At 31.8% G+C, this 26,001-nt stretch carries 25 protein-coding genes and 1 other annotated feature; of the genes, 23 read left to right on the top strand and 2 right to left on the bottom strand.

All coding sequences use genetic code 11. The features are described from left to right. Positions 1-42 precede the first annotated feature (42 nt). The 6 genes from pfkA to thrS all read left to right on the top strand — a co-directional run bounded on the left by pfkA (position 43) and on the right by thrS (position 5,637). Positions 43-1,002, top strand: a complete 960-nt coding sequence (gene pfkA / locus ACGHJ8_RS09815; protein WP_087357207.1) for a 6-phosphofructokinase — start codon at positions 43-45, stop codon at positions 1,000-1,002. Between the two features lie 32 nt (positions 1,003-1,034). Further along, on the top strand, positions 1,035-2,459 hold the full coding sequence (gene pyk, locus ACGHJ8_RS09810) for a pyruvate kinase (RefSeq protein WP_390540078.1): 1,425 nt from the start codon (positions 1,035-1,037) through the stop codon (positions 2,457-2,459). 163 nt (positions 2,460-2,622) lie between these two features. Beyond that, on the top strand, positions 2,623-2,847 hold the full coding sequence (locus ACGHJ8_RS09805) for a hypothetical protein (RefSeq protein ID WP_390540076.1): 225 nt from the start codon (positions 2,623-2,625) through the stop codon (positions 2,845-2,847). A gap of 34 nt (positions 2,848-2,881) precedes the next feature. Next, on the top strand, positions 2,882-3,160 hold the full coding sequence (locus tag ACGHJ8_RS09800) for a hypothetical protein (RefSeq protein ID WP_390540074.1): 279 nt from the start codon (positions 2,882-2,884) through the stop codon (positions 3,158-3,160). 229 nt (positions 3,161-3,389) lie between these two features. Continuing rightward, the gene (locus tag ACGHJ8_RS09795; protein ID WP_390540072.1) at positions 3,390-3,917 is read left to right on the top strand and encodes a GNAT family N-acetyltransferase; all 528 of its coding nucleotides are present in this window, start codon (positions 3,390-3,392) and stop codon (positions 3,915-3,917) included. Next, positions 3,904-5,637, top strand: a complete 1,734-nt coding sequence (thrS, locus tag ACGHJ8_RS09790) for a threonine--tRNA ligase (RefSeq protein WP_390540070.1) — start codon at positions 3,904-3,906, stop codon at positions 5,635-5,637. The genes ACGHJ8_RS09795 and thrS overlap by 14 nt, the downstream gene beginning before the upstream one ends. A 71-nt stretch (positions 5,638-5,708) precedes the next feature. On the opposite strand, the gene cysK is transcribed toward thrS, so the two are convergent. Beyond that, positions 5,709-6,635: a cysteine synthase A gene (gene cysK, locus ACGHJ8_RS09785; RefSeq protein ID WP_390540068.1), complete on the bottom strand. Its 927-nt coding sequence runs from the start codon at positions 6,633-6,635 to the stop codon at positions 5,709-5,711. A 150-nt stretch (positions 6,636-6,785) separates the two neighbouring features. Here cysK and ACGHJ8_RS09780 point away from each other — a divergent pair, with 150 nt between their 5' ends. The 9 genes from ACGHJ8_RS09780 to ACGHJ8_RS09740 all read left to right on the top strand — a co-directional run bounded on the left by ACGHJ8_RS09780 (position 6,786) and on the right by ACGHJ8_RS09740 (position 13,805). After that, positions 6,786-7,136, top strand: coding sequence for a hypothetical protein (locus ACGHJ8_RS09780; protein WP_087357200.1), 351 nt, complete (start codon positions 6,786-6,788; stop codon positions 7,134-7,136). 9 nt (positions 7,137-7,145) lie between these two features. Then, positions 7,146-8,312: a cation diffusion facilitator family transporter gene (locus ACGHJ8_RS09775; protein ID WP_087357199.1), complete on the top strand. Its 1,167-nt coding sequence runs from the start codon at positions 7,146-7,148 to the stop codon at positions 8,310-8,312. Between the two features lie 40 nt (positions 8,313-8,352). After that, positions 8,353-8,584 (top strand) — a binding site (T-box leader). A 33-nt stretch (positions 8,585-8,617) separates the two neighbouring features. Next, a complete protein-coding gene (locus ACGHJ8_RS09770) occupies positions 8,618-9,637 on the top strand; it encodes a methionine ABC transporter ATP-binding protein (RefSeq protein ID WP_087357198.1) in 1,020 nt (339 codons plus the stop codon). Between the two features lies 1 nt (position 9,638). After that, the gene (locus ACGHJ8_RS09765) at positions 9,639-10,304 is read left to right on the top strand and encodes a methionine ABC transporter permease (protein ID WP_390540065.1); all 666 of its coding nucleotides are present in this window, start codon (positions 9,639-9,641) and stop codon (positions 10,302-10,304) included. A 12-nt stretch (positions 10,305-10,316) separates the two neighbouring features. Beyond that, complete coding sequence (locus ACGHJ8_RS09760) at positions 10,317-11,129, top strand: MetQ/NlpA family ABC transporter substrate-binding protein (RefSeq protein ID WP_390540063.1); 813 nt, start codon at positions 10,317-10,319, stop codon at positions 11,127-11,129. Between the two features lie 162 nt (positions 11,130-11,291). Further along, positions 11,292-11,534, top strand: coding sequence for a type II toxin-antitoxin system RelB family antitoxin (gene relB / locus ACGHJ8_RS09755; RefSeq protein ID WP_390540061.1), 243 nt, complete (start codon positions 11,292-11,294; stop codon positions 11,532-11,534). Then, complete coding sequence (locus ACGHJ8_RS09750; RefSeq protein ID WP_087357194.1) at positions 11,531-11,797, top strand: type II toxin-antitoxin system RelE/ParE family toxin; 267 nt, start codon at positions 11,531-11,533, stop codon at positions 11,795-11,797. The genes relB and ACGHJ8_RS09750 overlap by 4 nt, the downstream gene beginning before the upstream one ends. Positions 11,798-12,519: 722 nt before the next feature. Next, positions 12,520-12,711, top strand: coding sequence for a hypothetical protein (locus ACGHJ8_RS09745; protein WP_390540058.1), 192 nt, complete (start codon positions 12,520-12,522; stop codon positions 12,709-12,711). Between the two features lie 773 nt (positions 12,712-13,484). Next, the gene (locus ACGHJ8_RS09740; RefSeq protein ID WP_087357192.1) at positions 13,485-13,805 is read left to right on the top strand and encodes a transcriptional regulator; all 321 of its coding nucleotides are present in this window, start codon (positions 13,485-13,487) and stop codon (positions 13,803-13,805) included. A gap of 99 nt (positions 13,806-13,904) precedes the next feature. Here the strand turns inward: ACGHJ8_RS09740 and ACGHJ8_RS09735 are convergent, their stop codons facing one another. After that, the gene (locus ACGHJ8_RS09735; RefSeq protein WP_390540056.1) at positions 13,905-15,695 is read right to left on the bottom strand and encodes a flavin reductase; all 1,791 of its coding nucleotides are present in this window, start codon (positions 15,693-15,695) and stop codon (positions 13,905-13,907) included. Positions 15,696-15,916: 221 nt separating this feature from the next. Here ACGHJ8_RS09735 and ppk1 point away from each other — a divergent pair, with 221 nt between their 5' ends. From ppk1 to ACGHJ8_RS09695, 8 genes are all read left to right on the top strand, one after another. Then, positions 15,917-17,968 carry a polyphosphate kinase 1 gene (gene ppk1 / locus ACGHJ8_RS09730; protein ID WP_211963637.1) on the top strand — a complete coding sequence of 684 codons (2,052 nt, stop codon included), beginning with the start codon at positions 15,917-15,919 and terminating at the stop codon, positions 17,966-17,968. 4 nt (positions 17,969-17,972) lie between these two features. Next, positions 17,973-19,058 carry a 6-phosphofructokinase gene (locus ACGHJ8_RS09725; RefSeq protein WP_390540054.1) on the top strand — a complete coding sequence of 362 codons (1,086 nt, stop codon included), beginning with the start codon at positions 17,973-17,975 and terminating at the stop codon, positions 19,056-19,058. Between the two features lie 125 nt (positions 19,059-19,183). Further along, complete coding sequence (locus tag ACGHJ8_RS09720) at positions 19,184-19,660, top strand: pyridoxamine 5'-phosphate oxidase family protein (protein WP_087304076.1); 477 nt, start codon at positions 19,184-19,186, stop codon at positions 19,658-19,660. A 141-nt stretch (positions 19,661-19,801) separates the two neighbouring features. Beyond that, entirely contained in the window at positions 19,802-20,383 is a 582-nt protein-coding gene (locus ACGHJ8_RS09715; RefSeq protein ID WP_087297988.1) for a TVP38/TMEM64 family protein, read from the top strand. 420 nt (positions 20,384-20,803) lie between these two features. Continuing rightward, positions 20,804-22,180, top strand: coding sequence for an MBOAT family protein (locus ACGHJ8_RS09710; protein ID WP_211963641.1), 1,377 nt, complete (start codon positions 20,804-20,806; stop codon positions 22,178-22,180). An 11-nt stretch (positions 22,181-22,191) separates the two neighbouring features. Continuing rightward, positions 22,192-23,313, top strand: a complete 1,122-nt coding sequence (locus tag ACGHJ8_RS09705) for a hypothetical protein (protein ID WP_211963643.1) — start codon at positions 22,192-22,194, stop codon at positions 23,311-23,313. 1 nt (position 23,314) lies between these two features. Then, positions 23,315-24,823, top strand: coding sequence for an amino acid adenylation domain-containing protein (locus tag ACGHJ8_RS09700; RefSeq protein WP_191341939.1), 1,509 nt, complete (start codon positions 23,315-23,317; stop codon positions 24,821-24,823). Next, positions 24,816-25,997: a diaminopimelate decarboxylase family protein gene (locus ACGHJ8_RS09695; protein WP_390540051.1), complete on the top strand. Its 1,182-nt coding sequence runs from the start codon at positions 24,816-24,818 to the stop codon at positions 25,995-25,997. Before ACGHJ8_RS09700 ends, ACGHJ8_RS09695 begins: the two co-directional genes overlap by 8 nt. Positions 25,998-26,001: the final 4 nt, after the last annotated feature.

The raw sequence follows: 26,001 nt of genomic DNA, 5'->3' as shown, positions 1-26,001 counted from the left end.
TTATGATAAAATAATAAGTAATAAAGCGAGAGGAGAAAAGTTATGGTTAAATGCATTGGAGTATTAACTTCTGGTGGAGATGCACCAGGAATGAACGCAGCGATTCGTGCTGTCACAAGAACTTGTTTAAACAGAGGAATTAAAATTTATGGAGTTAGACTTGGATATAAAGGACTTCATGATGGGGAATTTATTGAATTTGATAGTCATAGTACACGTAATATTATTAATATTGGTGGAACATTCTTAAAATCTGCTCGTTTCCCAGAATTTAAAGACCCTAAAGTCAGAGAAGAAGCCATTGAACAAATGAAAAAAGTTGGAATGGAAGCTTTGGTTGTTATTGGGGGAGATGGAAGCTATAATGGTGCTTTGAAATTAACAGAAATGGGAATTAACTGTATTGGTATTCCTGGAACAATAGATAATGATATCCCTGATACTGATTTTACAATTGGTTTTGATACAGCTTTAAATACAATTGTTGATGCATTGGATAAACTAAGAGATACATCTAGTTCTCATCAAAGATGTACAATCTTGGAAGTTATGGGAAGAAGATGTGGTGATTTAGCTGTTCATGCTGGACTTGCATGTGGTGCTGAAATGATTGTCACAAGTGAAAGTGGTTTTGATGAAGAAGAAGTCATTGAAACATTAAAACGTTCTAAAGCTTCTGATAAAAAACATGCGTTGGTTGTTATTACTGAACATATTACAGATGTTCATGAACTTGCAAAACGTGTTGAAGAAGCCACAGGATTTGAAACACGTGCCAATGTTTTAGGACATATGCAAAGAGGTGGACGTCCATCTGCCAGAGATCGTGTTTTAGCTACACGTATGGGAATTAAAGCTGTTGAATTACTTGAAGAAGGTAAAGGTGGACTTTGTATTAGTGATGTCAAAGGTGAAATTGTTGGACTACCAATTCAAGAAGTCTTAGGGCATAAACGTCAAGTCAATCAAGGTATTTACGAAGATGTATTAAAACTTCGTTAAATATAAACTAAGCTATAGGAGATTAATTGAGAATGAAAGATAAGATGAAGAAAACAAAGATTATTTGTACAATTGGACCTGCTTCTGAAGATCCAAAAATGTTAAAAAAATTAGTTTTAGCAGGTATGAATGTTATGCGTTGTAACTTCTCTCATGGAGATCATGAAGAACATGGTAAAAAGATGCAGACAATGCGTGATGTCAATGCTGAACTTGGGACAAACTGTGCTATTTTATTAGATACAAAAGGGCCTGAAATTAGAACTGGTGATTTTGAAGGTGGATTTACTGAATTTAAAAAAGGACAAGTGTCTACAATCTGTGTGGAAGATATCGTAGGGACTGCAGATCGTTTCACAATCACTTATAAAGATTTATACAAAGATGTTAAACCTGGTGGATTTATCTTAGTGAACGATGGTCAAGTGGAATTATTAGTTGACCATGTTGAAGGAACTGATATCGTTTGTGTTTGTGCAAATGATGGTAAAGTAAAAAATAAACGTGGAATCAATGTTCCTGGTATCGAACTTGGATTTGATTTCATTTCTGAAAAAGATAGAGCTGACTTAGAATTTGGATGTCAACAAGATGTAGATTACATTGCTGCATCATTTGTGCGTCGTCCTCAAGACGTTTTAGATGTTAAAAAAGTATTAGTTGAAAATGGAAAACCTGATATTCAAATCATCGCTAAAATTGAAAATAGCGAAGGTGTTGAAAAAATGGATGATATTATCAAAGTTGCTGATGGTATCATGGTTGCACGTGGGGATTTAGGTGTTGAAGTTCCTGCTGAAGATGTACCATTAATTCAAAAAGAATTAATCAGAAAATGTAAAGCAGCTGGTAAAGTTGTTATTACTGCAACACAAATGCTTGAATCTATGCAAGAAAATCCAAGACCAACTCGTGCTGAAGTCAGCGACGTTGCAAACGCTATTTATGATGGTACTGATGCTATTATGTTATCTGGTGAATCTGCACAAGGTAAATATCCAGAAGAAGCTGTTATGGTTATGAACAAAATTGCAATTAAAACAGAATCTACATTAGATTATGCTTCATTACATAGAAAAGCTGTCAGAACTGCATCTGATGATCCTTCTGAAGCTATCTGTATGTCAGTAGCTGAAATTGCAACAAAATTCAATGTTGCTGTCATCGTTGCATTTACAGAATCTGGATTTACAGCAAAGAAAATGTCTAGATATAGACCAGAATGTCCAATTATTGCAGCAACTCCATATGAAAAAACAACTAAGAAATTAGCAATTAACTGGGGTGTTAAATCTGTAACATGTAAACACATGGATACGACTGAAGGTTTATTAAACTTAGCTGAAGTGATTGCTAAAGAAAATGGTGTAAATGCTGGGGAAACAATTCTTGTGACAGGAGGAACTCCTGGTGTAGAAGGAACAACAAGTTATTTACAATTAATCACAGTTAAATAAATTTTCAATCAATTTCTATTGAAAGTATCACTTTGAAAGTGATACTTTTTTTTCAAAATATAAAAATAGTCATCATTTATACACAATTTTATGCTATTTTAAATATTGAGGAAAGAATATTTTCTTTTTGAGAAAAAAGATATTTTTTCTTCAAAAGAAAGGTATGATAATCATGTTTCATGATGTTGGAAAAAAATTAAAGATTTGTGCTTATATATTCATCGTTTTTTATGTTTTTAAATCCATATGTTTTCAATTCCAGTTTATGTGGTCATTACAAAGTATGATGGTTTTGTCTATTGATTTTATTTTTGCTGTAGTGATTGCTTTGGTTATTTATGGCTGTGGATTGGTTATTCAGTTATTTGAAAATCGAAAGGTTTTATAAAAGTGTCAAAATTGACGGGGAGGGGGTAAAAACCGTGACTTGTAAAGTATCTAAAATTTTGAAAATATGTGCTTATGTTTTTTTGATTGGAAGTATTGTTCAACAAGGATATTCTATAGCAGCAAATACATCTTATTTAAATACAGGACAATTGATGGGAGTTCAATCAATGTTAATGATGTTGTGGTCTTGTTTTATCTCTCTATTGCTTTCGTTTGTTATTTATGGATTTGCTGAAATTGTAGAATATTATGAATTCATGAAAACAAAAGAAACAGATGTCTTGACAAATCAGAATAATGATGTAAAATAATTTTACAAGCGATGATTTAGGATATGTTTTTATAAGTGATTGGTTAGAGAGAAGATGGCTGGTGAAAATCTTGGATAGCTTATAAAAATACTCCCTAATAGCTACGCTCGAAAGAGATGGTCGTATAACTGCGTTAAAGTTTTGAGGTTATCTGTCGATAATGAATAAAGGTGGTACCACGAGATTTCGTCCTTTGGATGAAATCTCTTTTTTATGAGGAGGTGACAACATGATAAAAGGATATTTGGAATTTCCTGCCATCAAACATGAAGCATCTATGAGGGCTTTTATTCAAGCTATGAAAGATGAAAATAATCCCTTTGGTATCAATGGTGCCGGTTCTTATGGAACGGAGAGCACTTATCAACAATGGATTGCCAGAGAGAAAAAGAATCATTTGGGGATTGAACTGCAAAATGGTTATGTCCCGGCAACAGAGTTTCTTTATATTGTTGATGATGTTGTGGTGGGATGTATCAATATTCGGCATTGTTTAAATGAAGAACTCTTGCGTCATGGAGGGCATATTGGTTACTCCATTCATCCTTCTTATCGCCGTCAAGGACATGCGACAAGGATGTTGCAGGAAGCTTTAAAGTATTGTAAGCAATGGGATATTTTCCCAGTTTTAGTCATCTGCCATAAAGATAACATAGCATCTCGAAAAACAATTGAAAAATGTGGTGGACAGTTTGAAGATCAGTGTGATGATATATTAAGATTTTGGATTGGAGGAAAAGAAAATGAGAGATTTTAAAAACGAAGAAGCACTCAATACATTAAATCACTCTTGTGCTCATGTTTTAGCACAGGCTGTGAAGCATTTATACCCACAGGCAAAATTCTGGGTAGGTCCAGTTGTGAGTGAAGGATTTTATTATGATATAGATTTAGGGGATCAAGTGATTACAGATGAAGATTTACCTAAAATTGAAAAAGAAATGAAAAAAATCTGTAAAGATGGAAAAAGAATTGTCAGAGAAGATATTTCTAAAGCTGAAGCTTTAGAAATGTTTAAAGATGATCCTTATAAATTAGATCTTATTGAAGGATTAGAAGATGGACAAATTAGCTGTTATCGTCAAGGAGATTTTGTTGATTTATGTAGAGGACCACATGTAGAAACAGTGAAGCTTTGTAAGAATTTTAAATTATTAAAACATTCTGGAGCTTATTGGAAAGGTGACAAGAATAACAAAGTCTTACAAAGAATTTATGGTGTTTGTTTCCCTACTGCTGAAGAATTACAGGAACATCTGGATTTCTTAGAAGAAGCGAAAAAAAGAGATCATAAAAAATTAGGAAAAGAACTTGATTTATTTATGATGAGTGAATATGCTCCTGGAATGCCATTTTTCTTACCACATGGTATGTTATTAAGAAATACATTGGAACAGTACTGGTATGAAGAACATGCCAAAGAAGGATATCAGTTCATTAAAACCCCAATCATGATGTCAAGAGAATTATGGGAAGTTTCTGGACATTGGGATAACTATAAAGAAAACATGTATACAAGTGAAGTTGATGAACGTGAATTTGCGATTAAACCAATGAACTGTCCAGGAAGTATGCTTGTTTATAAAAATAGTTTACATTCGTATAAAGATTTACCATTACGTATGGGAGAACTTGGACAGGTGCATAGACATGAAGCCAGTGGAGCTTTAAATGGTTTATTTAGAGTGCGTACATTTACACAAGATGATGCCCATATCTTTATGACACCTGATCAGATTGAAAGTGAAGTCGTACGTTTGATTTCATTTATTGATCGTGTTTATTCAAATTTAGGCTTACCATATGATATTGAATTATCAACTCGTCCAGAAGAAAAATATATTGGAGATTTAGAAATCTGGGAAAAGAGTGAAGCTGCTTTAGCAGCTGCCTGTAAAGCAGCTGGGAAAGATTTTAAAGTTAATCCTGGAGATGGAGCTTTCTATGGTCCAAAACTTGATTTCCATGTCAGAGATTCTTTAGGTAGAGTCTGGCAATGTGGAACAATTCAATTGGATATGAACTTACCAGAAAGGTTCGATTTAACTTATGTTGATCATCATGGTGAAAAAGTCAGACCAGTTATGTTGCACCGTGTGATCTTTGGATCTATTGAAAGATTTATTGGTATTTTAATTGAACACTTTGCCGGAGCATTCCCATTATGGTTAGCACCTACACAAGTTAAAGTGATTCCAGTTAAAAATGAATATCATTTAGATTATGCAAAAGAAGTTTATCAACTTCTAGAAGCGAAAGGTATTCGTGTGGAATTAGATGATCGTGAAGAAAAATTGGGTTATCGTATTCGTGAAGCACAAATGAAAAAGATTCCATATCAGTTAGTATTGGGAAATAATGAACGTGATGAAAGAACAGTGACTTATCGTCAGTATGGAGAACAAAAACAGACAACTGTATCATTGGATGAATTTGTTGATATGGTTTTAAAACAAATTGAAGAAAAATCAAGATAAGCGAGTGGAATGACTCGCTTTTTGATTGAAAAGAAAAAGTTATTTCATGACAATGAAATAACTTTCATTTTTTATTCATATAAAGCTGTTGATAAATAACGATCGCCACCATCAGGTAATAAAATAACAATATTTTTATCTTTGTTTTGAGGTTCTTTTGCCAGTTTTTGTGCTGCAAATAAAGCTGCACCAGAAGAAATACCTGTCAGTATACCTTCTTTTTTTGCGAGTTGACGAGCAGCTTGAAAAGCTTCATCAGTAGATACTGTGATAATTTGATCATAAATATGAGTATCTAATGTTTCTGGAACAAAATTAGCACCAATACCTTGAATTTGATGAGGTCCAGCTTGTCCTTTGGAAAGAAGTGGGGAATCAGCCGGTTCTACAGCAACAATCTGAACTTGAGGATATTTTTCTTTTAAATAGCGACCAGCACCACTGATTGTACCACCAGTTCCTATACCTGCCACAAAGATATCAATCTGACCATCCATCTGCTGGTCAATCTCTGGACCAGTAGAAAGATAATGGGCTTTAGGATTGCTTAAATTGGTAAATTGGCTTGGAATAAAACTGTGAGGAATATCTTTTGCTAATGCTTCAGCCTTCGCAATCGCCCCACTCATTCCCTCTTTACCCGGTGTTAAAACAAGCTTTGCACCATAAGCTTTCATTAATTTTCTTCTTTCTTCACTCATGGTATCAGGCATAACGATGATCACTTTTAAACCTAAAGCACTACCAATAGCGCATAAACCAATGCCTGTATTTCCACTTGTAGGCTCAATAATTGTTGAGTCTAAATGAATTTGACCCGCTTCTAACGCATCCAGTAACATTCTTTTAGCAACACGATCTTTCACACTGCCGGCTGGATTATAATATTCTAGTTTTGCGAAAAGATGAGCCTGTGTATCTTCTAACTTTTCAATATGATGTAATTGTAAGATAGGTGTTTGTCCAACCATATCTTGAATACTATGATAAATTTTCATGAGATCACTCCTTTATTTTGTTTCATTATAAAAAGTATAGTCAAAAAAAGCAAAGAATATGATAAAAGTTTTATCATGGAAAATGGAATATTCTTTACCAAAAGAGATTATTCTATGTTATAATGAAAAAACATAGAGGGAGGAATAAAAATGATTTGTTATGATAAAAATGATATCAAGGATTTAAGAAATCATGAAGATCAATACTACATGCCAAGTGCATTATTTGATACAATGCAGTATAAAATGGTACGTTTAGAAGTAAAATGGGCTTATGTTGCCTGTTTAAATGTCATGTTGAAAAGTCCATTATATGATAATAATGGAAATGCTTATATTCGTGATGATCATCCTCAAGTTATTGAAGTTTTAAAAGATTTGGCACATAAAAATGTTGATCAAGCCAAAATTGATGGATATCTTCAAGAATTAGAAGATTGTGGATTGCTTCAAAAAGAAGGTAAAAATATTTATTTGAAAAAAATTTCAAACATTTTCTAGGAGGTTGTTATGTTTCAGTTGATAGTGAAAAAAACGATTCCTAATTATCAATCAACACAAACACCAGAAGTTAGAGAAAAATATGGAACACTTTGCAGTGTTCTTTCTATTATATGTAACTGTATTATGGTTATCTTTAAATTATTGTTTGGCTGGATAACACATTCGGTGGCCATTCAGGCTGATGGATTGAATAATCTTTCTGATATGGGAAGTAATTTAGCGACGTTATTTGGTTTTAAACTGGCAGGAAAACACCCAGATAGTGACCATCCTTATGGACATGGACGTTATGAATATATTGCGGGTTTAATTATTTCTTTTTTGATTCTTTTAGTGGCTTTTTCTTCCTTGAAAGAATCTGTGATGAAAATTTTTGAACCAGAAACATTGTCTTTTACATGGGGTGCAGTGATTGTTTTGATTGTATCTATCATGATGAAATTATGGATGGCAAGCTTTAATAAAAAAGCGGGACATTTGATTGATTCAACATCATTAAAAGCTGCTTCTCAAGATAGTTTAAATGATGTATGTGCTACACTCGCTACATTGATTTCATTATGTTTAAGCTTAGTCACTGATTTACCTGTGGATGGTGTGATTGGTGTCATTGTTTCAGTGGTTGTGTTTAAATCTGGAATTGAAATCTTTAAAGATACGGTTGATCCTTTGCTTGGAAAGGCACCGGATAAGGATTTAGTTGATGATATTTATCAATATGTTTTGTCTTTTGATAAGGTTTTAGGTATTCATGATTTTATGTTACATGATTATGGCCCTGGTCGTCAATATATGACTTTTCATGCTGAAGTGGATAGTCATGAAAATATGATGGAAGTTCATGATCAAATTGATGTGATTGAAAGATCTTTATTAGAGAAGTACAATATTTTAACAACAATCCATATGGATCCTATTGATACTCATGATGCTTTAACGAATGATTTAAAACAACAGGTAGAAAAGATTGTAAAAAATATCAATGAACAATATAGTATTCATGATTTTCGTCTAGTGAAAGGACCAACACATATCAATCTTATTTTTGATGTGTTATTACCAGCTGATGATGAGGTTTCACATCATGATATTAAAAAGCAGATTATTGAAGCTGTGCAAAAAATGAATAAACATTATTTTTGTGTAATTCAAATTGATCATGCATTTTTATAAAAAATATTTGACAAATCTTTATAAACACGATAAGATATTATTAACAACAGTGAAAAGAAGAGTAGTTTATGATGATTCAATAGAGAGTTCTTGGCTGGTGGAAAAGAATGATGAGGCATAAATGAAGATGGTCTTGGAGTTTCATTAGTGAATCGTTAGCTAATGGCGGGTGTACCCGTTATCGTACTAGAGTATGTTGGTACTCGAAAAGGTTGTTGTAGTGATATAACAATGAATTAAGGTGGTAACACGGGTTATAACTCGTCCTTAGTAGGACGAGTTTTTTTGTTGATAGGAGGGATTGGATGATTGAATTAAGACATATACAAAAAGTTTTCCATACACCTAAAGGAGATATTCATGCCTGTCAGGATGTGAATTTAACCATTCAAACAGGGGAAATCTTTGGTGTCATTGGTTATAGTGGAGCAGGAAAATCAACACTTGTTCGTATAATCAATCAGCTTGAAAAGCAGACAAGTGGTGAAGTGATGATTGATGGAGAAGATATTTCTTTATTGAATCCAAAGGATTTAAGAAAGAAAAGAACAAAGATGGGAATGATTTTTCAGCATTTTAATTTATTGTGGTCAAGAACTGTTCAAAAGAATATTGAATTGCCATTAGAAATTGCTGGTGTTGATAAAGAGATTAGAAAAAAGAAAACGAGAGAATTGATTGAACTGGTTGGTTTACAGGGACGTGAAAATGCATATCCAAGTGAATTGTCTGGAGGACAGAAACAACGTGTAGGTATTGCCAGAGCATTGGCTAATGATCCCAGTCTTTTGTTGTGTGATGAAGCCACGAGTGCATTAGATCCAGATACAACGGAACAGATTTTAGATTTATTAAAAGATATTAATCATAAGTTAGGAATTACCATTATTATGATTACCCATCAAATGGAAGTCGTACAAAAAATCTGTCATCGTGTCGCTGTGATGAGTGAAGGAAAAGTTGTTGAAGTAGGACGTGTCAAAGATATCTTTGAACATCCTCAACATACTGTGACAAAACGTTTTGTGAGAGATATATCAAGTAAGATTGATGATGATAAACAAAATGAAAACTTAAAAAAGATTTATCCAAATGGTATTTTATTAAGATTAACATTTGATGAAGATATTTCTAGACAGCCGATTGTTTCTCGTGTGATGAAAGAAACAACATTAGATATCAGTATTGTTTCTGGAAATCTTACCAATACAATTGATAGTTCTTTTGGCGTATTGATTGTCAATGTTTTAGGAGGAACAAAACAGGATTATGAAAACATTATTCAAAAGTTTCAAGACTATCATGTGATTGTGGAGGTGATATAAGATGAGTGAATTTTTCAGTCAAATTGATTGGGACGCTATGATTGTAGCTATTCAAGAAACATTCATTATGACTATTATTTCTTTGGTTATTGCGGTTATATTGGGTTTTATATTAGGAATTATTCTCTATATCACAAAAGAAGATGGACTTTATCCTCAAAAAATTGTACATCGTATCCTTGATTTTATTGTCAATTTATTTAGAGCAATACCATTCATTATTCTGATTTTCTTGCTTTTGGAAATCACTTTGATGACAATGGGAACAATGTTAGGTGTGAAAGGGGCTTTACCTGCATTGATTGTTTCCAGTGCCCCATTCTATGCCAGAATGTGTATGATTGCCTTAAGTGAAATTGATAAAGGAACCATTGAAGCCAGTAAAGCTATGGGAGCCAGTAACTGGCAGATTATTATAAAAGTCTTAATTCCTGAAGCTAAACCTGCTTTGGTATCAAGTATTACAGTAATGGGAATATCACTGGTTGGTTATACCGCTATGGCAGGATGTATAGGAGCTGGAGGACTTGGAAACTTAGCCTATATGTATGGTTATGTCAGACAGAATATGCCAGTTATGTATACGGCAACATTCTTTGTTTTGGTAATTGTTTTTATGATTCAGATTATTGGTGATTTAATTGTGAAAAAAATAGATAAGAGATAGGGAGGAAAACACATGAAAAAATTATTCACAGGAATTTTCGCATTATTTTTAGCTATTGGATTAACAGGTTGTGGATCAACAGAGAGTGAAAATACTTTAACTGTTTCAGCTACATTAGATCCTCATTCTAAAATTCTAGAGGAAGCAAAACCCATTTTAAAAGAAAAATATGATATTGATTTAGAAATTAAAGTATTGGATGATTATTATATTTTTAATAAAGCATTAGATGCAGGAGAAGTGGATGCCAATTACTTCCAACATCGTCCTTTCTTTGAAGGAGAAGTTGAAGAACATGGCTATAAAATTGTAGAAGCTGCAGGTATTCATTTAGAACCATTTGGATTCTATTCAAAGACAATTGATAGTATTCAAAATATTCCAGACAATGCAGAAGTCATTATTTCTAATTCTGTTGCTGATCATGGAAGAATTTTAGGTATCTTAGAAGATGCTGGAGTGATTGAATTAAGCAAGGATGTAGATCGTCTTGAAGCCACAACAAAAGATATTGTTTCTAATCCTAAGAATTTAAAATTTACAGAAATTAAACCAGAATTATTAGGAACAACTTTCCAAAATGGCGAAGGAGATTTGGTTGCGATTAATGGGAATTATGCCCTTCAAGCTGGATTAAATCCAATGAATGATGCTTTAATTATTGAAGAAGTTGATGCAAGTAATCCATATGTCAATATTGTTGCTGTTCAAGAAGGACATGAAAAGGATGAAAAGATTCAAGCCTTAATTGAAGTCTTAAAATCTGATGAAATCAAGCAATTTGTAGAAGATGAATATAAAGGTGCTGTTGTGATGGTAGATTAATAGTGGAGAAATCTCATTTCATAGCATAAATTTAAGATATAATCTTAGGTTTATGCTTTTTTTAATTATTGAATATTTTAGGTGAAATTATCATTAAGATATGCAATGAAATCCATAAAAATGTATATAATAAAGTTGACAGTATATTATTTATGTAGTACAATGTATTACGAAAGAGGTGGTTTTATGAGTTTTTCAATCAGACTTAATGCAGAGGAAGAGAAACTGTTTAAGAACTATGCTAATTTTCATGGAATTTCTTTAAGTGAAGCAATGAAAACTGCATTATTAGAAAAAATTGAGGAAGAATATGATATAGTGATTGCCCAGCAGGCACATGAGGAATATTTAAAAGATCCTGAAACAATATCACATGAAAATTTCATGAAGGAACTTGGTTTATGAGCTACAAAGTTGAATATTCAAAAGCTGCTCAAAAGCAAATTAAGAAAATGGATCGATATACGCAAGTCATGATTATGAGGTGGATAACAAAAAATCTTGTTGGCTGCACTGATCCACGAGTACATGGAAAGGGGTTAAAAGGAAATCTAAAAAACCAATGGAGATATAGAGTAGGTCATTATCGTATTTTATGTGACATAGAAGATGATAAGCTTATTATTCTTGTTATTAATGTTGGACATAGAAGAGAGATTTACAAATAGAATCTCTCTTTTGTTTTGATTAAAAAAAATCAAAAGAGATAGAGGAAAATTAAAAGGAGCATAACAAAAGCCGAACATAAAATAGATTAACGTAGAAATCTATCAGTTAGTAGTGGAAAAAGTAAATTATTACATATTATAGCTGTTTTAATGATACCTGAAAAAGTTATTTACAAGAAGGTTATTATAGGATATGAATGATAAATGCTTAATACTTTTAAGAAGATGATAGGTGAAAAGTATGTCAATGATATTATTGATATGTTAGGTTTAACATGCCTTGACATGGCCAACCTATACTACTGATTTTATTACTCGTTATAATTGTATATAAAAAACTATTCATCTGATAGGTAAATAGAAAAAGAATGAATAAAAGAAGAAAGTATCCATAACATAAAGATATTTCATGATTATATTACAAGCTCATACATAATTGGAGATGAAATATATTTATAAACTATATAATAACATTTTCTTGTTTTCTGGTATATTTCATAAGATGATGATCATATTATGAAGTGTAGATATGATCTACAATATATTGTTAATCATTTATTGACAAAATTGGATACCTAATGTAAAATTTTAGTAGAAAGAGAAATATATCTCTTGAAGAGTTGTCTAGAACAACACCTAGTGATCATACATTAAGTATGATTACTGCTTGAAGTGGTCACATTCCGCAAATATAAATCATATTTGATATGATTTACGAAGACATGGATACAAAGGTATCCTTTTTTTATGGGAAGAAATGTATTGTGAATAAAATAAGAAATGGGGGTATTTATTTAATTGATTTAAAAGGTAATGTTAATCCTGAATTTGGAATGAAATATTATTGTGTTTTAGTAAATACTATTGATAAAGATTTATTTTTAGCTTTTCCAACAACAACCTCTATAAAGTGAAGAAAAGAAGCTGGGACTTATATTTTAAAAATAGAATTATTGGTGAGTCAGATATAAATGAAAAAACAGATAATCATGACGTTGAGGGTTAATGATAAAAAATATATAAAACATAATTTGATTATTGAAATGATATCATAGAGTCAATTCATTTTAAAGATTGTTTTTTTAGAAAGGATGATTTTTATATCAGACTTTGATTAACTTGATTGAAATAATCTAAAAAATTTAGCTTACAGTGTCATAATTGGAATATTTAAGCAATCTTCTTGTATCATGGAAAGAAATGGAATCTAGTTAAAAAAAGAGATTGCACTTTTTAAAAGCAGAAAGAAGTAAGATATTGTCACTATCATAGGAAATGTCGTCACCGTTAAAATTTATGGTATCAAAATTGAAAATAGATAGTAGCATATAAGTGCTCCTTGTATTGTCTTTTTGAATATCTATATTATACAGGAACTTTTATTGTATATAAAAAACGATTCACTCAATGGGTAAATAAGACAAGAAAATGTCCATGAAATAAAGAAATTTCATAATTATATTATAAACTCATGAATAATTGAGATTATATAATAATAAAAAAGTTCTTATTATAGTTATATTATGCTAAAATAAAGTAAGAATTTAAATAATAAAGAGAAATACATTGATGAAAGTCTTAGAAAAATGGTTATTGATAGAACAATCATAAAATGATGCAGATGATCTTTTAAATGAGAAAAAACACAACAATTTTTATGTCTTGAGTTGTATAGGAGGCGATAACGATGAATAACATAACTCATTTATCAAAGATGTTTGAATCAAATATAAGATTACAAATTATTGCTAGTTTATATCAAGGAGATCTTTCCTATAAAAAATTAAAAGAAATTTGTCATTGTACTGATGGAAATATGGCAACGCATTTAAATAAACTTATTCAAAATCAATTTATTTTAAAGCATAAAGTCATATATAATGACAAACCTTTAACGACATATCATTTAACTAATTTTGGTAAAGATGAATTTCAAAAATATGTTGCTGTATTGCAAAAAGCTATTGAACCAGTGACGGAAGAAGAGAATACCAACCATGATCAGTGAGCTGCTAATCCATTTTCAATTTAATGATTTTTTGTCAATAAAAAGAGGCTGTAACCTCTATAGAGTGAAATGACTCTATTTTGGTTGATGCCTCTTTCTTTATTGAATAGGTTCAAAATCTACAACACCATGTTTACATAATGGACAGATGAAATCTTCTGGAAGAACATCACCTTCGTAGACATAACCACAGATTTTACATACATATCCCTTTTTACCTTCAGTTTGAGGTTTTGGTTTGACATGATTTTGATAATATGTATAAGTCATTGTATCTAAATCAGAAATCACACGAGCTTCAGTCACTTTACAAATGAACATACCATGTGTCTGTAAATCAACATAATCTTCTACTTCTAAAGACATGAATGCATTGATATATCTTGGTAAGAATGCCAGACCATTATCAGAGTGTAATGGTTCAAAACCTTCAAATTTATTAACAGTACGACCACTTTGGAAACCAAATCTTTCAAAGATACTAAATGGAGCATCTACTGATAGACAGTTCACATTTAATTTTCCTGTTTGTTTAATGACATGATGAGAATAGTTTTGTTTATTGATATTGACCGCAACTCTATTTGGATTATCTGTTAATTGTGTCACAGTATTGACAATTAAACCATTATCTTGTTTTCCATCATTGCTTGTCACAACATATAATCCATAACCAATCTTAAATAAAGCAGTCATGTCATGTTTATTTGCTTTATCATTAGATTTCGCAATGTAATCACGACATAATTCATCGCTTAATTTTTCAATCGCTTCACTGCTTTCACTGTTTAATGCAGATTTAACAGTGATATGATTTTCTGCCCAAGTGATATTCTTACAATTTTCTAACATGGCTTTCATAACTTTACAAGCCATTGGTGCCCATGAACCATTTTCCATTAAAGCCACAGTACGATTCTGGAAGTTTCTTTCTGTTAAATGATGAATAAAGTCTTTCATGAATGGGAAAACATCAGCATTATATGTGACAGAAGCTAAAACAAGTTTACCATAGCGAAAAGCATCACTGACACATAATGCCATATCCTCACGTGCTAAATCATGAACAACAACTTTTGGACATCCTTTTTCAGTTAATTTTGATGCCAGTAAATCAACAGCTTTTTTGGTATGACCATAAATAGAACTGTAAGCAATCATAATACCATCAGTTTCTACACTATATGATGACCAAGTCTGGTATAAGTTGATATAGTGTGAAAGATTATCTTTAAGAACAGGTCCATGTAATGGACAAATCGTTTGAATGTCTAAACCAGCAGCTTTTTTAAGCACTGCCTGTACCTGTGCTCCATATTTTCCAACAATACCAATATAATAACGACGTGCTTCATCATCCCAATCTTCATTTACATCATTAGCACCAAATTTACCAAAACCATCAGCAGAGAACAAAACTTTTTCTTTTTGATCATAAGTCATCATGACTTCTGGCCAGTGTACCATTGGAGCAAAGACAAATGATAAAGTATGTTTTCCTAAACATAGTTCTTCACCGTTTTTAACAACTAATCGTTGATAATTTGAATTTAAAGAGAAAAACTGATCCATCATCATAAATGTTTTCGCATTACCGACAATTGTTGTTTGAGGATAAACTTTCATGAAGTTTAAAATATTTGCTGAATGATCAGGTTCCATATGCTGAATAATTAAATAATCTGGCTGTTTTCCATCTAACACTTCAGCAATCTGATCTAACCATTCATGAGTAAAATGAATATCAACTGTATCCATAATTGCAATCTTTTCATCTAAAATGACATATGAGTTATAAGACATACCATGAGGGACATGATATTGTCCTTCAAATAAATCAACTTGATGATCATTGACACCAACGTATTTGATATCGTTTGTTATTAACATTTTTTATTCCTCCATTTCCTTTATAATTATAGACATATCTCTATAAAAAATCAATCTAATGACTTCAACATAAAATGGTTTATTTTCAAGTCAAAAAAGTGTAAAATAAATATATGAAGCTCATGTAAAGAAAACCTTAAGTTTTTGTAAAACAAAGAAAATAGTCTTGATAATCTATACAAGACATATTATTTTTTTAGTAATAAATAAAGGAGGTCAATATGAAAGGTTGTAGAGAAAATAGAGAGTTATCGTGGTTAAAGTTTAATGATCGTGTTTTAATGCAGGCAAAGGATAAAAAAGTACCGTTAGGAGAACAGTTGAATTTTGTGTCTATCTTTCAATCAAATATGGATGAATTCTTTATGGTCCGTATTGGAACATTGTATGATCAAATGTTATTTTATCCATCATCTAAAGATAATAAAACACAAATGACAGGAGAAGAACAATTAAAAGCCTGTTTAATGAGAGTGGGATTTTTAAATCGTAAAAAAGATCGTATTTATGCACGTATTATGGATGATTTAAAAGAATACGGTTGGGGTATTGTCAAATATCATCAATTAAAAAATAAAGAAGATCGTAAGTATTTTGAAAAATACTTTGATTCAGAAATCTTACCATTGATTTCACCACAGGTGGTATCTAAAAGACAGCCATTTCCTTTTTTGAATAATAAGGAGTTATACATTATTGTTCAATTAGAATCAAAAAAAGGAAAACGCAAAATGGGGATTGTTTCTTGTGGGAATGCGATTGATGAAAGAATGTTGGCAGTACCAAGTATGCAGGGACAATTTATTTTGGTTGAAGATATTATTTTACATTTTGTATCAAAAGTGTTTAGTAAGTATACGATTAAAAATAAAGGATTTATTCGTGTGACAAGAAGTGCTGATATTGATGAAGATGATCATTCTTTAGAAGGGCATGAAGATTATCGTGAAATGATGGAAACATTAATCAAACAGCGTCGTAAATTATGTCCAATCCGTCTGGAAATATCTGAAGGATTGGAAGAATTGGAAATTATGATGTTGATGAATTTCTTGAATTTAAAGAAAAATCAAGTGTTCCTATCTCAAGCACCATTGGATTTAGGATTCATTGGCACTTTGCGTGATCATTTACGAATGTTACATCCACAGTTATTTTATAAGAAATTAGAGCCAAGAAATAGTCCAATGGTAGAAAATGCTGTACCAATGATTAAACAAATCAGTAAAAAAGATATTTTACTGGCTTATCCTTTTGAATCTATGTCACCATTTTTAAGACTCTTAGATGAAGCCAGTCGTGATCCTCATGTGGCTAGCATCAAGATGACACTTTACCGTGTAGCTAAAAATTCAAAGATTGTCAAATCATTAATTAGAGCTGCCGATAATGGTAAGGAAGTTGTCGTTTTAGTGGAATTAAGAGCTCGTTTTGATGAGGAAAATAATATTGACTGGTCAAAACGTTTAGAGGCTGCTGGATGTCGTGTGATTTATGGATTGGATGGTTATAAGGTTCATTCTAAATTGTGTTTAATTACTTATAAAAATAATCAAGGTGTTCAATATGTTTCGCAGATTGGAACAGGAAATTATAATGAAAACACGGCGAAGCTTTATACAGATTTATCTTTAATGACACATAATCATGAATTAGGTGAAGAAATTAATGATGTTTTTAATCATTTGAGTTTAGGTGAAACAATGTCACATACTGAGCATTTAATGGTTGCACCACATTGTATGTTATCAAAGATATGCGAATATATTGATGAACAGATTGCTTTAGCTAAACAAGGGAAAGAAGCTTATGTTGGATTTAAGTGTAATTCTGTGACATCAAAAACAATGATTAATAAACTGATTGAAGCTAGTCAGGCTGGAGTCAAGATTGATATGATTGTTAGAGGTATTTGTTGTATTATTCCTCATGTTGAAGGTTATACTGATAATATTCGAGTAATTTCTATTGTTGGACGTTATCTGGAACACTCACGTATTTATATTTTTGGAACAGGTGAAGATAAAAAGGTTTATATTTCTTCAGCTGATTTAATGACAAGAAATTTGGAAAGACGTGTTGAAGTAGCAACGCCTATCTATGATAAGAAGATTCAAAGAATTATTTGTTCAATGTTCCATACGATGTTGAATGATAATGTTAAGGCTTGTGAATTATTAGGTGATGGAAGTTACAAGCGTATTAAAAATAAACAGACACCTATGAATAGTCAGGAATATTTCTTCAAAAAGGGAATTGATGTAAAGGAGTGAGATTGTGAGGGTTGGTTTTTTAACAAGTGGAGGTGATTGTCAGGCATTGAATGCGACAATGCGTGGAATTGCGAAAACACTCTATCAACAGAAAAAAGATATTGAAATTATTGGTTTTTTAGATGGGTATAAAGGTCTTATGTATGAAAACTATCGTATTATGAAACCTGAAGATTTTGAAGATATATTGAATCTTGGTGGTACTATTTTAGGGACTTCAAGATGTCCATTTAATAAAATGCGTGTGATTGAAAATGGTTTTGATAAAGTGGCTGCTATGAAAAAAACATATCAAAAATTAAAATTAGACTGTTTAGCCATTCTTGGTGGTAATGGATCATTAAAAACTGCCAATCTGTTATCACAGGAAGGATTGAATGTTATTGGGTTGCCTAAAACCATTGATAATGATACATGGGGAACAGATTATACATTTGGTTTTCAGTCAGCTATTGACATCGCAACAAGATATTTAGATGAAATTCAAACAACTGCTGCCAGTCATAGCCGTGTGTTTGTTGTGGAAATCATGGGACATAAAGTCGGACATATCTGCTTATCAGCTGGAATTGCCGCTGGTGCTGATATTATTCTATTACCTGAAATCCCTTATGACATCGAAGTTGTTGCAGGAGAGATTGAAAAGAAAGTGAAAGCAGGAAAAAAACATATTGTGATTGCCTGTGCAGAAGGGGCTATTTCTAAAGAAGAATCACTGCTTTCAAAGAAACAATATAAATTGAAAGTCGCAACGCGAGAAGGACATTCTGTTGTTTATGAAATCGCCAATAAGTTATCACATTATATTGATAAAGAAATACGTGTATCTTGTGCCGGACATGCTCAACGCGGTGGACAGCCTTGTGCATATGATCGAGAAATATCAACATTATTTGGTATAGAAGGTGCCAAACTGATTATGAATAAGGATTTTGGAAAACTGGTTGTTTTTGTCAATCATCGTCTTGATGCTATTCCATTAGAAGAAACTGCTGGAAAATTAAAATATGTTGATGTACAAGGTGATACTGTCAAAAATGCTAAACTGATGGGAATTTCTTTTGGTGATGAGATGACTTTGTCAAAGTGAAGATCATTAAGAATCAGACTTATTTAACAGGTCTGATTTTTTGTTAATGTTTTTAACATTTTATTATTGATAGAGAATTGTTTTATAATAGAGTAAAGAAATAGTGAAAGAGGAAGGATTTTGTTATGTTTAGAAACATGAGAAGAGTGAAAAATGAGATTTCTGTAGAAGAAGCTAAAGAGTTATTAAAAAAGAATAGAAGAGCAGCATTATCAGTTCATGGAGATGATGGTTATCCATATACAATTCCTATTAATTTTTATTATGATGAAGATGAAAATAAAATTTATTTTCATAGTGCAAAAGCTGGACATAAGATTGATGCAATAAAAGCTAATGATAAAATCTGTTTGACAACATGGGATGATGGTTATCTGGTAGAGGGAGATTGGGCTTTTTATGTATCCTCTTGTGTTGTCTTTGGGCGTGCCAAATTGATTGAAGATCGTCAAGTCACAGAAGATAAAACGAGAACATTAGCTTTAAAATATTTCCCAACAGTAGAAGAAGTGGAATATGTCATTAAAAAGAGTATTGATCGTGTTCAACTGGTTGCTATTGAAATTGAACATATTTCAGGTAAGAAGATTCATGAAAAATAAAGGGTGTGTCTAAATCATGATCGACTTTGATTTATTTTAATTAGAAAAATAAGTCAAAATACAAAATATTTAGAAAATATTAAGAATTTGTACATTATTTTATTCTTTTTTTGGGGTTATACTTTTACTGAGGTGGAAAGTATGACTTTAAAATCAACGAAATGGTTAACAGTGGCAGGAACTGTTGCATTATGTCTATTTCTTGTTTATTTGGGACAATCCCATTATTTGTCTCATCCAGAAAGTCTACAGTTATATTTAAAAAGAACAGGGGTTATCGCACCTGTTATATTCATACTTATTCAAATTGTACAGGTCATTATTCCAATTATCCCTGGTGGTGTCAGTAGTGGGATAGGTGTTATTGTATTTGGAGCTGTTGAAGGCTTTCTATATAATTATGTAGGATTGCTTATTGGTTCTTATATTGTTTTTCGATTAGTGAAAAAATATGGCCAAAATTTTATATTGAAAGTCACTGATCAAAAAACATATGATAAATATATTGGATGGCTTGATAAAGGTCAAAAATTTGAAATCTTTTTTTCTTTAGCAATTTTGCTGCCCGGTTTTCCAGATGATTTATTATGTATGATTGCTGGTCTTACCAGTATGTCAACAAGAAAATTTATGATAATTAATATTCTTTGTAAACCAATAGGATTGTTTTTCTATTCTTATGGAATAAAAGAGCTGTTAGGCATTTTAGGACAGTTCTTTTAAATGTTGAGCTTTGCCGTACAGGTTAATACATATAAAAATGATTTGATTAAAGTGATGTTATATTGATATATCAAAAGAAGCCAATCGTTATGATTGACTTCTTTTTTTGAAATGAAACTTTTATAAAGTACACAAGAATTACACAAAATTTCCATAGTAATTTCATAACAATTTTATATGATGAATTTTGTAAAAAAGAAGTGAAAAATAAGATTGATAAGGAATGATTTTATGGCTTTTAATACATTGGTTTTTTTATTGTTTTTTTTATTTGTTTTAGTCGGAAGCTTTCTTGTTCCCGCAAAGTGGAAGTGGATTTTTCTGCTGCTTTCCAGTTACTTTTTTTATTGTTATGCAAGTGTGAAGTTCTTGATATTTATTTTGTTGACGACGCTGAGTTCTTATATGGCTACTCTGTATATGGGCAAGCAATATCAGATGGAAAGGAGTCAAACATCAACAAAAGAATATAAAAAGAAATGTCATTTGAAAAGAAAAAGAGTACTGATTCTCACATTAGTATTGAATTTTGGAATCTTATTATTTTTAAAATATTTTAATTTCTTTTCAGAAAATATGAATCATTTATTAGAAACATTGTCTTTGGGAAGTCAGATACCAACACTTCATTTGATCCTACCATTGGGAATTTCTTTCTATACATTTCAGACCATGTCTTATGTTATTGATGTTTATTGGGGGAAAATTGAACCAGAACGCAATCTGGCAAAAGTGGCTTTATTTGTGTCTTTCTTTCCACAAATTCTTCAGGGACCTATTGGTAGATTTAAAGATCTGGCTCCCCAACTTTATGCACCCAAAAAAGCAAGTTATCGTGATTTGAAATTTGGCTTACAGTTAATGTTATGGGGTTATTTTAAGAAAATGATTATTGCTGATAGAGCTGCAGTCATAGCTGATTTTGTCTTTGAAAATTATATGAATGTCTCAGGTATGGGCGTTGCTTTAGGAGTCTTTATGTATGCTATTCAGGATTATACTGATTTTTCAGGCTGTATAGATATTGCACGTGGATGTGCACAGACAATGGGAATGACCATGGCAGAAAATTTTCGTCGTCCTTATTTCTCAAAGACTGTTTCAGAATTTTGGAGAAGATGGCATATGTCATTGGGAAGTTGGATGAAAGATTATGTTTTTTATCCATTCTCATTGACTCCCGGGGTTAGACAAATAGGAAAATTCGCAAAGAAGCGTTTTGGTAAACACATTGGTCGAACTTTACCTATCGCTTTAGGAAATTTACTAGTCTTCTTTTTGGTGGGTGTATGGCATGGAGCACAATGGAATTATATTATCTGGGGAATCTTTTATGGATTCTTAATAGCAATCAGTGGACTGATGAAACCAGTTTGGAATTATTTGAATCAAAAGCTACATATATCTGTTCAATCTCGTAGCTTTCAGCTCTTTCAGATATTGCGTACCTTTTGGATAACTTGTGTAGGATGTATTATTTTTAGAGCAGTGACACTTACAGATGGATGGCGTATTTTTCTTAAATGCTTTCATTTTTATGAATTTCCATTAGATATTAAAAAAGAGCTTGTTTCATTTGGATTGAATGGTAAAAATTATGTTGTTTTGTTGATAGGGTTGATTGTTTTATTGATTGTAGATATTCTTCAGGAGAAAAAAAGTGTTCGTGAACGTATTGAAAAAAGGTCTATCTGGATACGCTGGGGACTTTATCTTGTTGCATTTCTCATTATTTTATTGTTTGGCATGTATGGTCCAGGATATGATCAAACACAATTTGTATATATGCAGTTTTAAGGAGGAATTATATGACAAAATTTCAGAAATTCAAAATCTTTATTATGACAATCCTCATTGCAGGTCTGGTCTGTGGGATGAATTTTGTAATGTGTCGTCAGGCATATAGTTCTGATGCTGTACGTGTCAAAAACTTCTATAAGTTAGAAAACAATAGTCTTGATATGGTCATGATAGGAGCCAGTACAACATTTACGAATTATTCTGCTCCTCTAGCATTTAAAGAGTTTGGGTATACGAGTTATTCTCTTGGAACAAATGGTGCTCCTATGGGACTTGCAAAATCAATGCTGATTGAAGTTTTAAAGACTCAAAATCCTAAAGTGATTATTATTGATATTAATGGCATATTATATGATGATAAGTTTGAAAGCAAGGAAGGATCTTTGAGAGCATGGATTGATAATATGCCTTATTCTCAAAATAAGATAAAGACAATTCAAGAGCTGGTTCCTGAAGATGAACGGTTGTTTTACTATGTTCCATTTTTAAAATATCATTCCAACTGGGCAAAATTCAAAGATAATGTCAATGCCAGTATAGATGAATTAACGCATCATGATGATATTCATTTATCTTCAATGGGTATTCAAGGAACAGCTCAAATTACACCACAAAAATCTCCTATTCCTATTAAAACACATACGCAAGAAAGACCCATGTATCGTTTATCAGGACTGCATCTCAAAGAGTTATTAGACTATTGTCAAAATCATGGTTTAAAAAATATTTTATTTACCAATATGCCACGTTATTATTCAAAAAAAATGATACCAGAACGTGAACGTAATAACGCTGCAAAAGCTTTGATACATCAATATGGTTATGAGTATATAGATATGGATGATTATGTTGATGAGATTGGCTTAAATCCACAGACAGATTTTTATAATCAGAATCATTTGAATATTTATGGTCAAAAGAAACTAACGATGTATTTAGGAAAACGATTGAATGAAAAGTATCATTTATCAGATACTCAACATGATGAGAAGATAATTCAACGTTATCAACAGGAAGTGACAGCTTATGAAAAAATATATAAATGGGTAGATGAGCAGATTCGTTTAGGAAAGAAGAGAAGATATAACTATAAAGAAGTTAAAGAAATTATAGAGAAACAGGAGATATAAAATGTATAATGTTTTAGATTATTTAAAAGAGAGTGCCAGAAAATATCCTGATAAGGTTGCTTTTGCAGATATAGATCAATCAATAACATATGAAGAGCTATACAGAAAAGCACAGGAGATTGGTAGTGCATTAGCTTCAAAGATTTCAATAGGGCAGCCAGTTCCTATTTTTATGGAAAAGAGTGTAGATACGATTTGTCTGTTTTTTGGTGTCGTTTATGCTGGTGGATTTTATGTTTTGCTGGATATGAAACAACCCCAAACAAGATTAAATCATATTATGAAGACGTTAGATTCAAAAATGATAGTGACATCTCAAAAATATATAGAGGCACTCAAAAAGAAACAAATGGAAAGTGATGTTATCTTATTAGAAGATTTATACGGACATGTTAATCTAAAAAAGTTAGATAGTATTGCGAGTCAGCATACGGATACAATGCCGTTATATACAATTTTTACATCAGGTTCTACCGGTATTCCTAAAGGTGTATGTGTTGCACATCGTAGTGTGATTGATTTTATCGAAACATTTACCAAAACATTTCATATTAATGAAAATGATGTTATTGGGAATCAGGCTCCCTGGGACTTTGATGTCTCCGTCAAAGATATTTATTCAACAATCAAAACGGGAGCAACTATGCAAATTATACCAAGGCAATATTTTTCAATACCAACTCAATTGTTAGATTTTTTATGTGAAAGAGAAGTCACAACAATTATTTGGGCTGTATCAGCTGTTTGCATTATTTCAACTTTGAAAGGGTTTGAATATAAAGTACCTCATAAGATATCTAAAGTAATGTTTAGTGGTGAAGTCATGCCAATGAAACAGCTTCGTATCTGGCAGTCTTATTTACCAGATACAATGTATGTTAATTTATATGGGCCAACAGAAATCACATGTAATTGTGCTTATCATATAATAAGTCAAATGGATCAGGATGATGTCATTCCTATTGGAAAAGCATTTCAAAATGAAAAAGTCTTTCTTTTGGATGAACACAATCAGGAAGTGATAATACCAGATGTCTTGGGTGAAATCTGTGTCAGTGGAACTGCCGTCAGTCTAGGATACTACAACAATCCACAACAGACACACCAGGCTTTTTGTCAAAATCCTCTGAATCCTTATTATCGTGAAATCATTTATCGTACTGGTGATTTAGGTTATTACAACAAACAAGGTGAATTATGTTTTGCCTCACGTAAAGATTTTCAGATTAAACATATGGGACATAGAATTGAGCTGGGTGAAATTGAAAAGGCCATGCAACATGTTGAAACGATTCAAAGAGCTTGTTGCCTTTATGAAAATCATAAAATCATTGCTTTCTATGATGGTGATATTGAACGTCGTGAATTGACACGTGTTTTAAAAAAAGAATTACCTGCCTTTATGATTCCTAATATTTTTTATAAGGTTCATGGGTTCCCTCTCACAAAAAATGGAAAGATAGACAGACAGAAATTAAAATCAATGATGAAGGAGGATTGCAATGTTTAAACCACAGTATCAGGATGTTATCACAGATTTAGCAACACCAGCATATGTATTTGACATAGATGTTTTACAAGGAAGAATAGAGTTTATTCAAGGCATATTAGGAAAGAATATACAGTTATGTTATGCTATGAAAGCTAATCCCTTTGTGATTAAAAGTATTGAGGGGATCATTGATTGTTATGAAGTCTGTTCTCATGGTGAATTTGAAATTTGTAAAAGGGCAGGCATACCTATGGAAAAAGTCGTCTTATCGGGTGTATATAAAAACGCTGATGATATTTTAAAGGTTATGAAGACATATCGTGATTGTCTTGTTTATACAAGTGAATCTGTACATCAGTTTACTATGATACATGAAATAGCTAAAAAACTAGATTGTCAGGTACCATTATTACTGAGAATAACAACAGGAAATCAGTTTGGTATGTCAGAAAAAGAGATATGTCATCTCATTGAGTCTCGCCAACAATATCCTCATGTTGAAATTGTTGGAATCCAACATTTTTCTGGAACTCAAAGAAAAAAATTAAAGCTATATGAACAAGAACTCAAATATGTTGATACACTTTTACAGCGATTAGAAAAAGAGTATGGATATGTTGCAAAAAAATTGGAGTTTGGACCGGGCTTCTATGTGGAATATTTTCATGGAAGTCAGGTCTATGATGAAGTCGAACTTCTCCAAGGTTTTAAAGAACTTTTAGAGGGACTTCATTTTCAAGGACAGATTATTTTGGAATTAGGAAGATTTATTGCAGCTAATTGTGGACAATATTATACCGAGATTGTTGATTATAAAGTCAATCAGGTTCCCTATTGCATTGTTGATGGTGGGATGCATCAGATAACATATTATGGTCAGATGATGGCTATGAAAATTCCACATTATCGTCAAATCAAAAAAGAAAAAGGAAATGGTCAAATTATTCAATGTCATGTGTCCGGGTCTTTGTGTACAATCAATGATAATCTGGTTAAGGCTTTACCTTTAGAGAATCCACAGATTGGAGATATTTTAGAATTTCAACGAGTAGGTGCATATGCAATGTGTGAAGGTATATCGCTCTTTTTAAGTCGTGATTTACCAAGTATTTATCTTTATTCAAAACAGAATGGATTATGTTTACAACGTAGTCGTTTTGAAACAAATATATTAAATTACAAAGGAGAATAAGAAA

The organism is Massiliimicrobium timonense (assembly GCF_042850985.1).
In the GTDB taxonomy this organism is placed as follows: Bacteria; Bacillota_I; Bacilli_A; order Erysipelotrichales; family Coprobacillaceae; genus Allocoprobacillus.
This window is presented reverse-complemented; position numbering and strand designations above follow the sequence as displayed.

Excerpts from the sequence above, each read along its gene's own strand:
- ACGHJ8_RS09735 (WP_390540056.1), bottom strand. The coding sequence starts at position 15,695 with ATGTTAATAACAAACGATATCAAATACGTTGGTGTCAATGATCATCAA.
- ACGHJ8_RS09720 (WP_087304076.1), top strand. The coding sequence starts at position 19,184 with ATGTTTAGAAACATGAGAAGAGTGAAAAATGAGATTTCTGTAGAAGAA.
- ACGHJ8_RS09775 (WP_087357199.1), top strand. The coding sequence starts at position 7,146 with ATGTTTCAGTTGATAGTGAAAAAAACGATTCCTAATTATCAATCAACA.
- ACGHJ8_RS09750 (WP_087357194.1), top strand. The coding sequence starts at position 11,531 with ATGAGCTACAAAGTTGAATATTCAAAAGCTGCTCAAAAGCAAATTAAG.
- ACGHJ8_RS09695 (WP_390540051.1), top strand. The coding sequence starts at position 24,816 with ATGTTTAAACCACAGTATCAGGATGTTATCACAGATTTAGCAACACCA.
- pyk (WP_390540078.1), top strand. The coding sequence starts at position 1,035 with ATGAAAGATAAGATGAAGAAAACAAAGATTATTTGTACAATTGGACCT.
- ACGHJ8_RS09760 (WP_390540063.1), top strand. The coding sequence starts at position 10,317 with ATGAAAAAATTATTCACAGGAATTTTCGCATTATTTTTAGCTATTGGA.
- ACGHJ8_RS09705 (WP_211963643.1), top strand. The coding sequence starts at position 22,192 with ATGACAAAATTTCAGAAATTCAAAATCTTTATTATGACAATCCTCATT.
- ACGHJ8_RS09700 (WP_191341939.1), top strand. The coding sequence starts at position 23,315 with ATGTATAATGTTTTAGATTATTTAAAAGAGAGTGCCAGAAAATATCCT.
- ACGHJ8_RS09765 (WP_390540065.1), top strand. The coding sequence starts at position 9,639 with ATGAGTGAATTTTTCAGTCAAATTGATTGGGACGCTATGATTGTAGCT.
- pfkA (WP_087357207.1), top strand. The coding sequence starts at position 43 with ATGGTTAAATGCATTGGAGTATTAACTTCTGGTGGAGATGCACCAGGA.
- ppk1 (WP_211963637.1), top strand. The coding sequence starts at position 15,917 with ATGAAAGGTTGTAGAGAAAATAGAGAGTTATCGTGGTTAAAGTTTAAT.
- ACGHJ8_RS09780 (WP_087357200.1), top strand. The coding sequence starts at position 6,786 with ATGATTTGTTATGATAAAAATGATATCAAGGATTTAAGAAATCATGAA.
- ACGHJ8_RS09745 (WP_390540058.1), top strand. The coding sequence starts at position 12,520 with ATGGATACAAAGGTATCCTTTTTTTATGGGAAGAAATGTATTGTGAAT.
- relB (WP_390540061.1), top strand. The coding sequence starts at position 11,292 with ATGTATTACGAAAGAGGTGGTTTTATGAGTTTTTCAATCAGACTTAAT.
- ACGHJ8_RS09770 (WP_087357198.1), top strand. The coding sequence starts at position 8,618 with ATGATTGAATTAAGACATATACAAAAAGTTTTCCATACACCTAAAGGA.
- thrS (WP_390540070.1), top strand. The coding sequence starts at position 3,904 with ATGAGAGATTTTAAAAACGAAGAAGCACTCAATACATTAAATCACTCT.
- ACGHJ8_RS09795 (WP_390540072.1), top strand. The coding sequence starts at position 3,390 with ATGATAAAAGGATATTTGGAATTTCCTGCCATCAAACATGAAGCATCT.
- ACGHJ8_RS09805 (WP_390540076.1), top strand. The coding sequence starts at position 2,623 with ATGATAATCATGTTTCATGATGTTGGAAAAAAATTAAAGATTTGTGCT.
- ACGHJ8_RS09740 (WP_087357192.1), top strand. The coding sequence starts at position 13,485 with ATGAATAACATAACTCATTTATCAAAGATGTTTGAATCAAATATAAGA.
- ACGHJ8_RS09710 (WP_211963641.1), top strand. The coding sequence starts at position 20,804 with ATGGGCAAGCAATATCAGATGGAAAGGAGTCAAACATCAACAAAAGAA.
- cysK (WP_390540068.1), bottom strand. The coding sequence starts at position 6,635 with ATGAAAATTTATCATAGTATTCAAGATATGGTTGGACAAACACCTATC.
- ACGHJ8_RS09715 (WP_087297988.1), top strand. The coding sequence starts at position 19,802 with ATGACTTTAAAATCAACGAAATGGTTAACAGTGGCAGGAACTGTTGCA.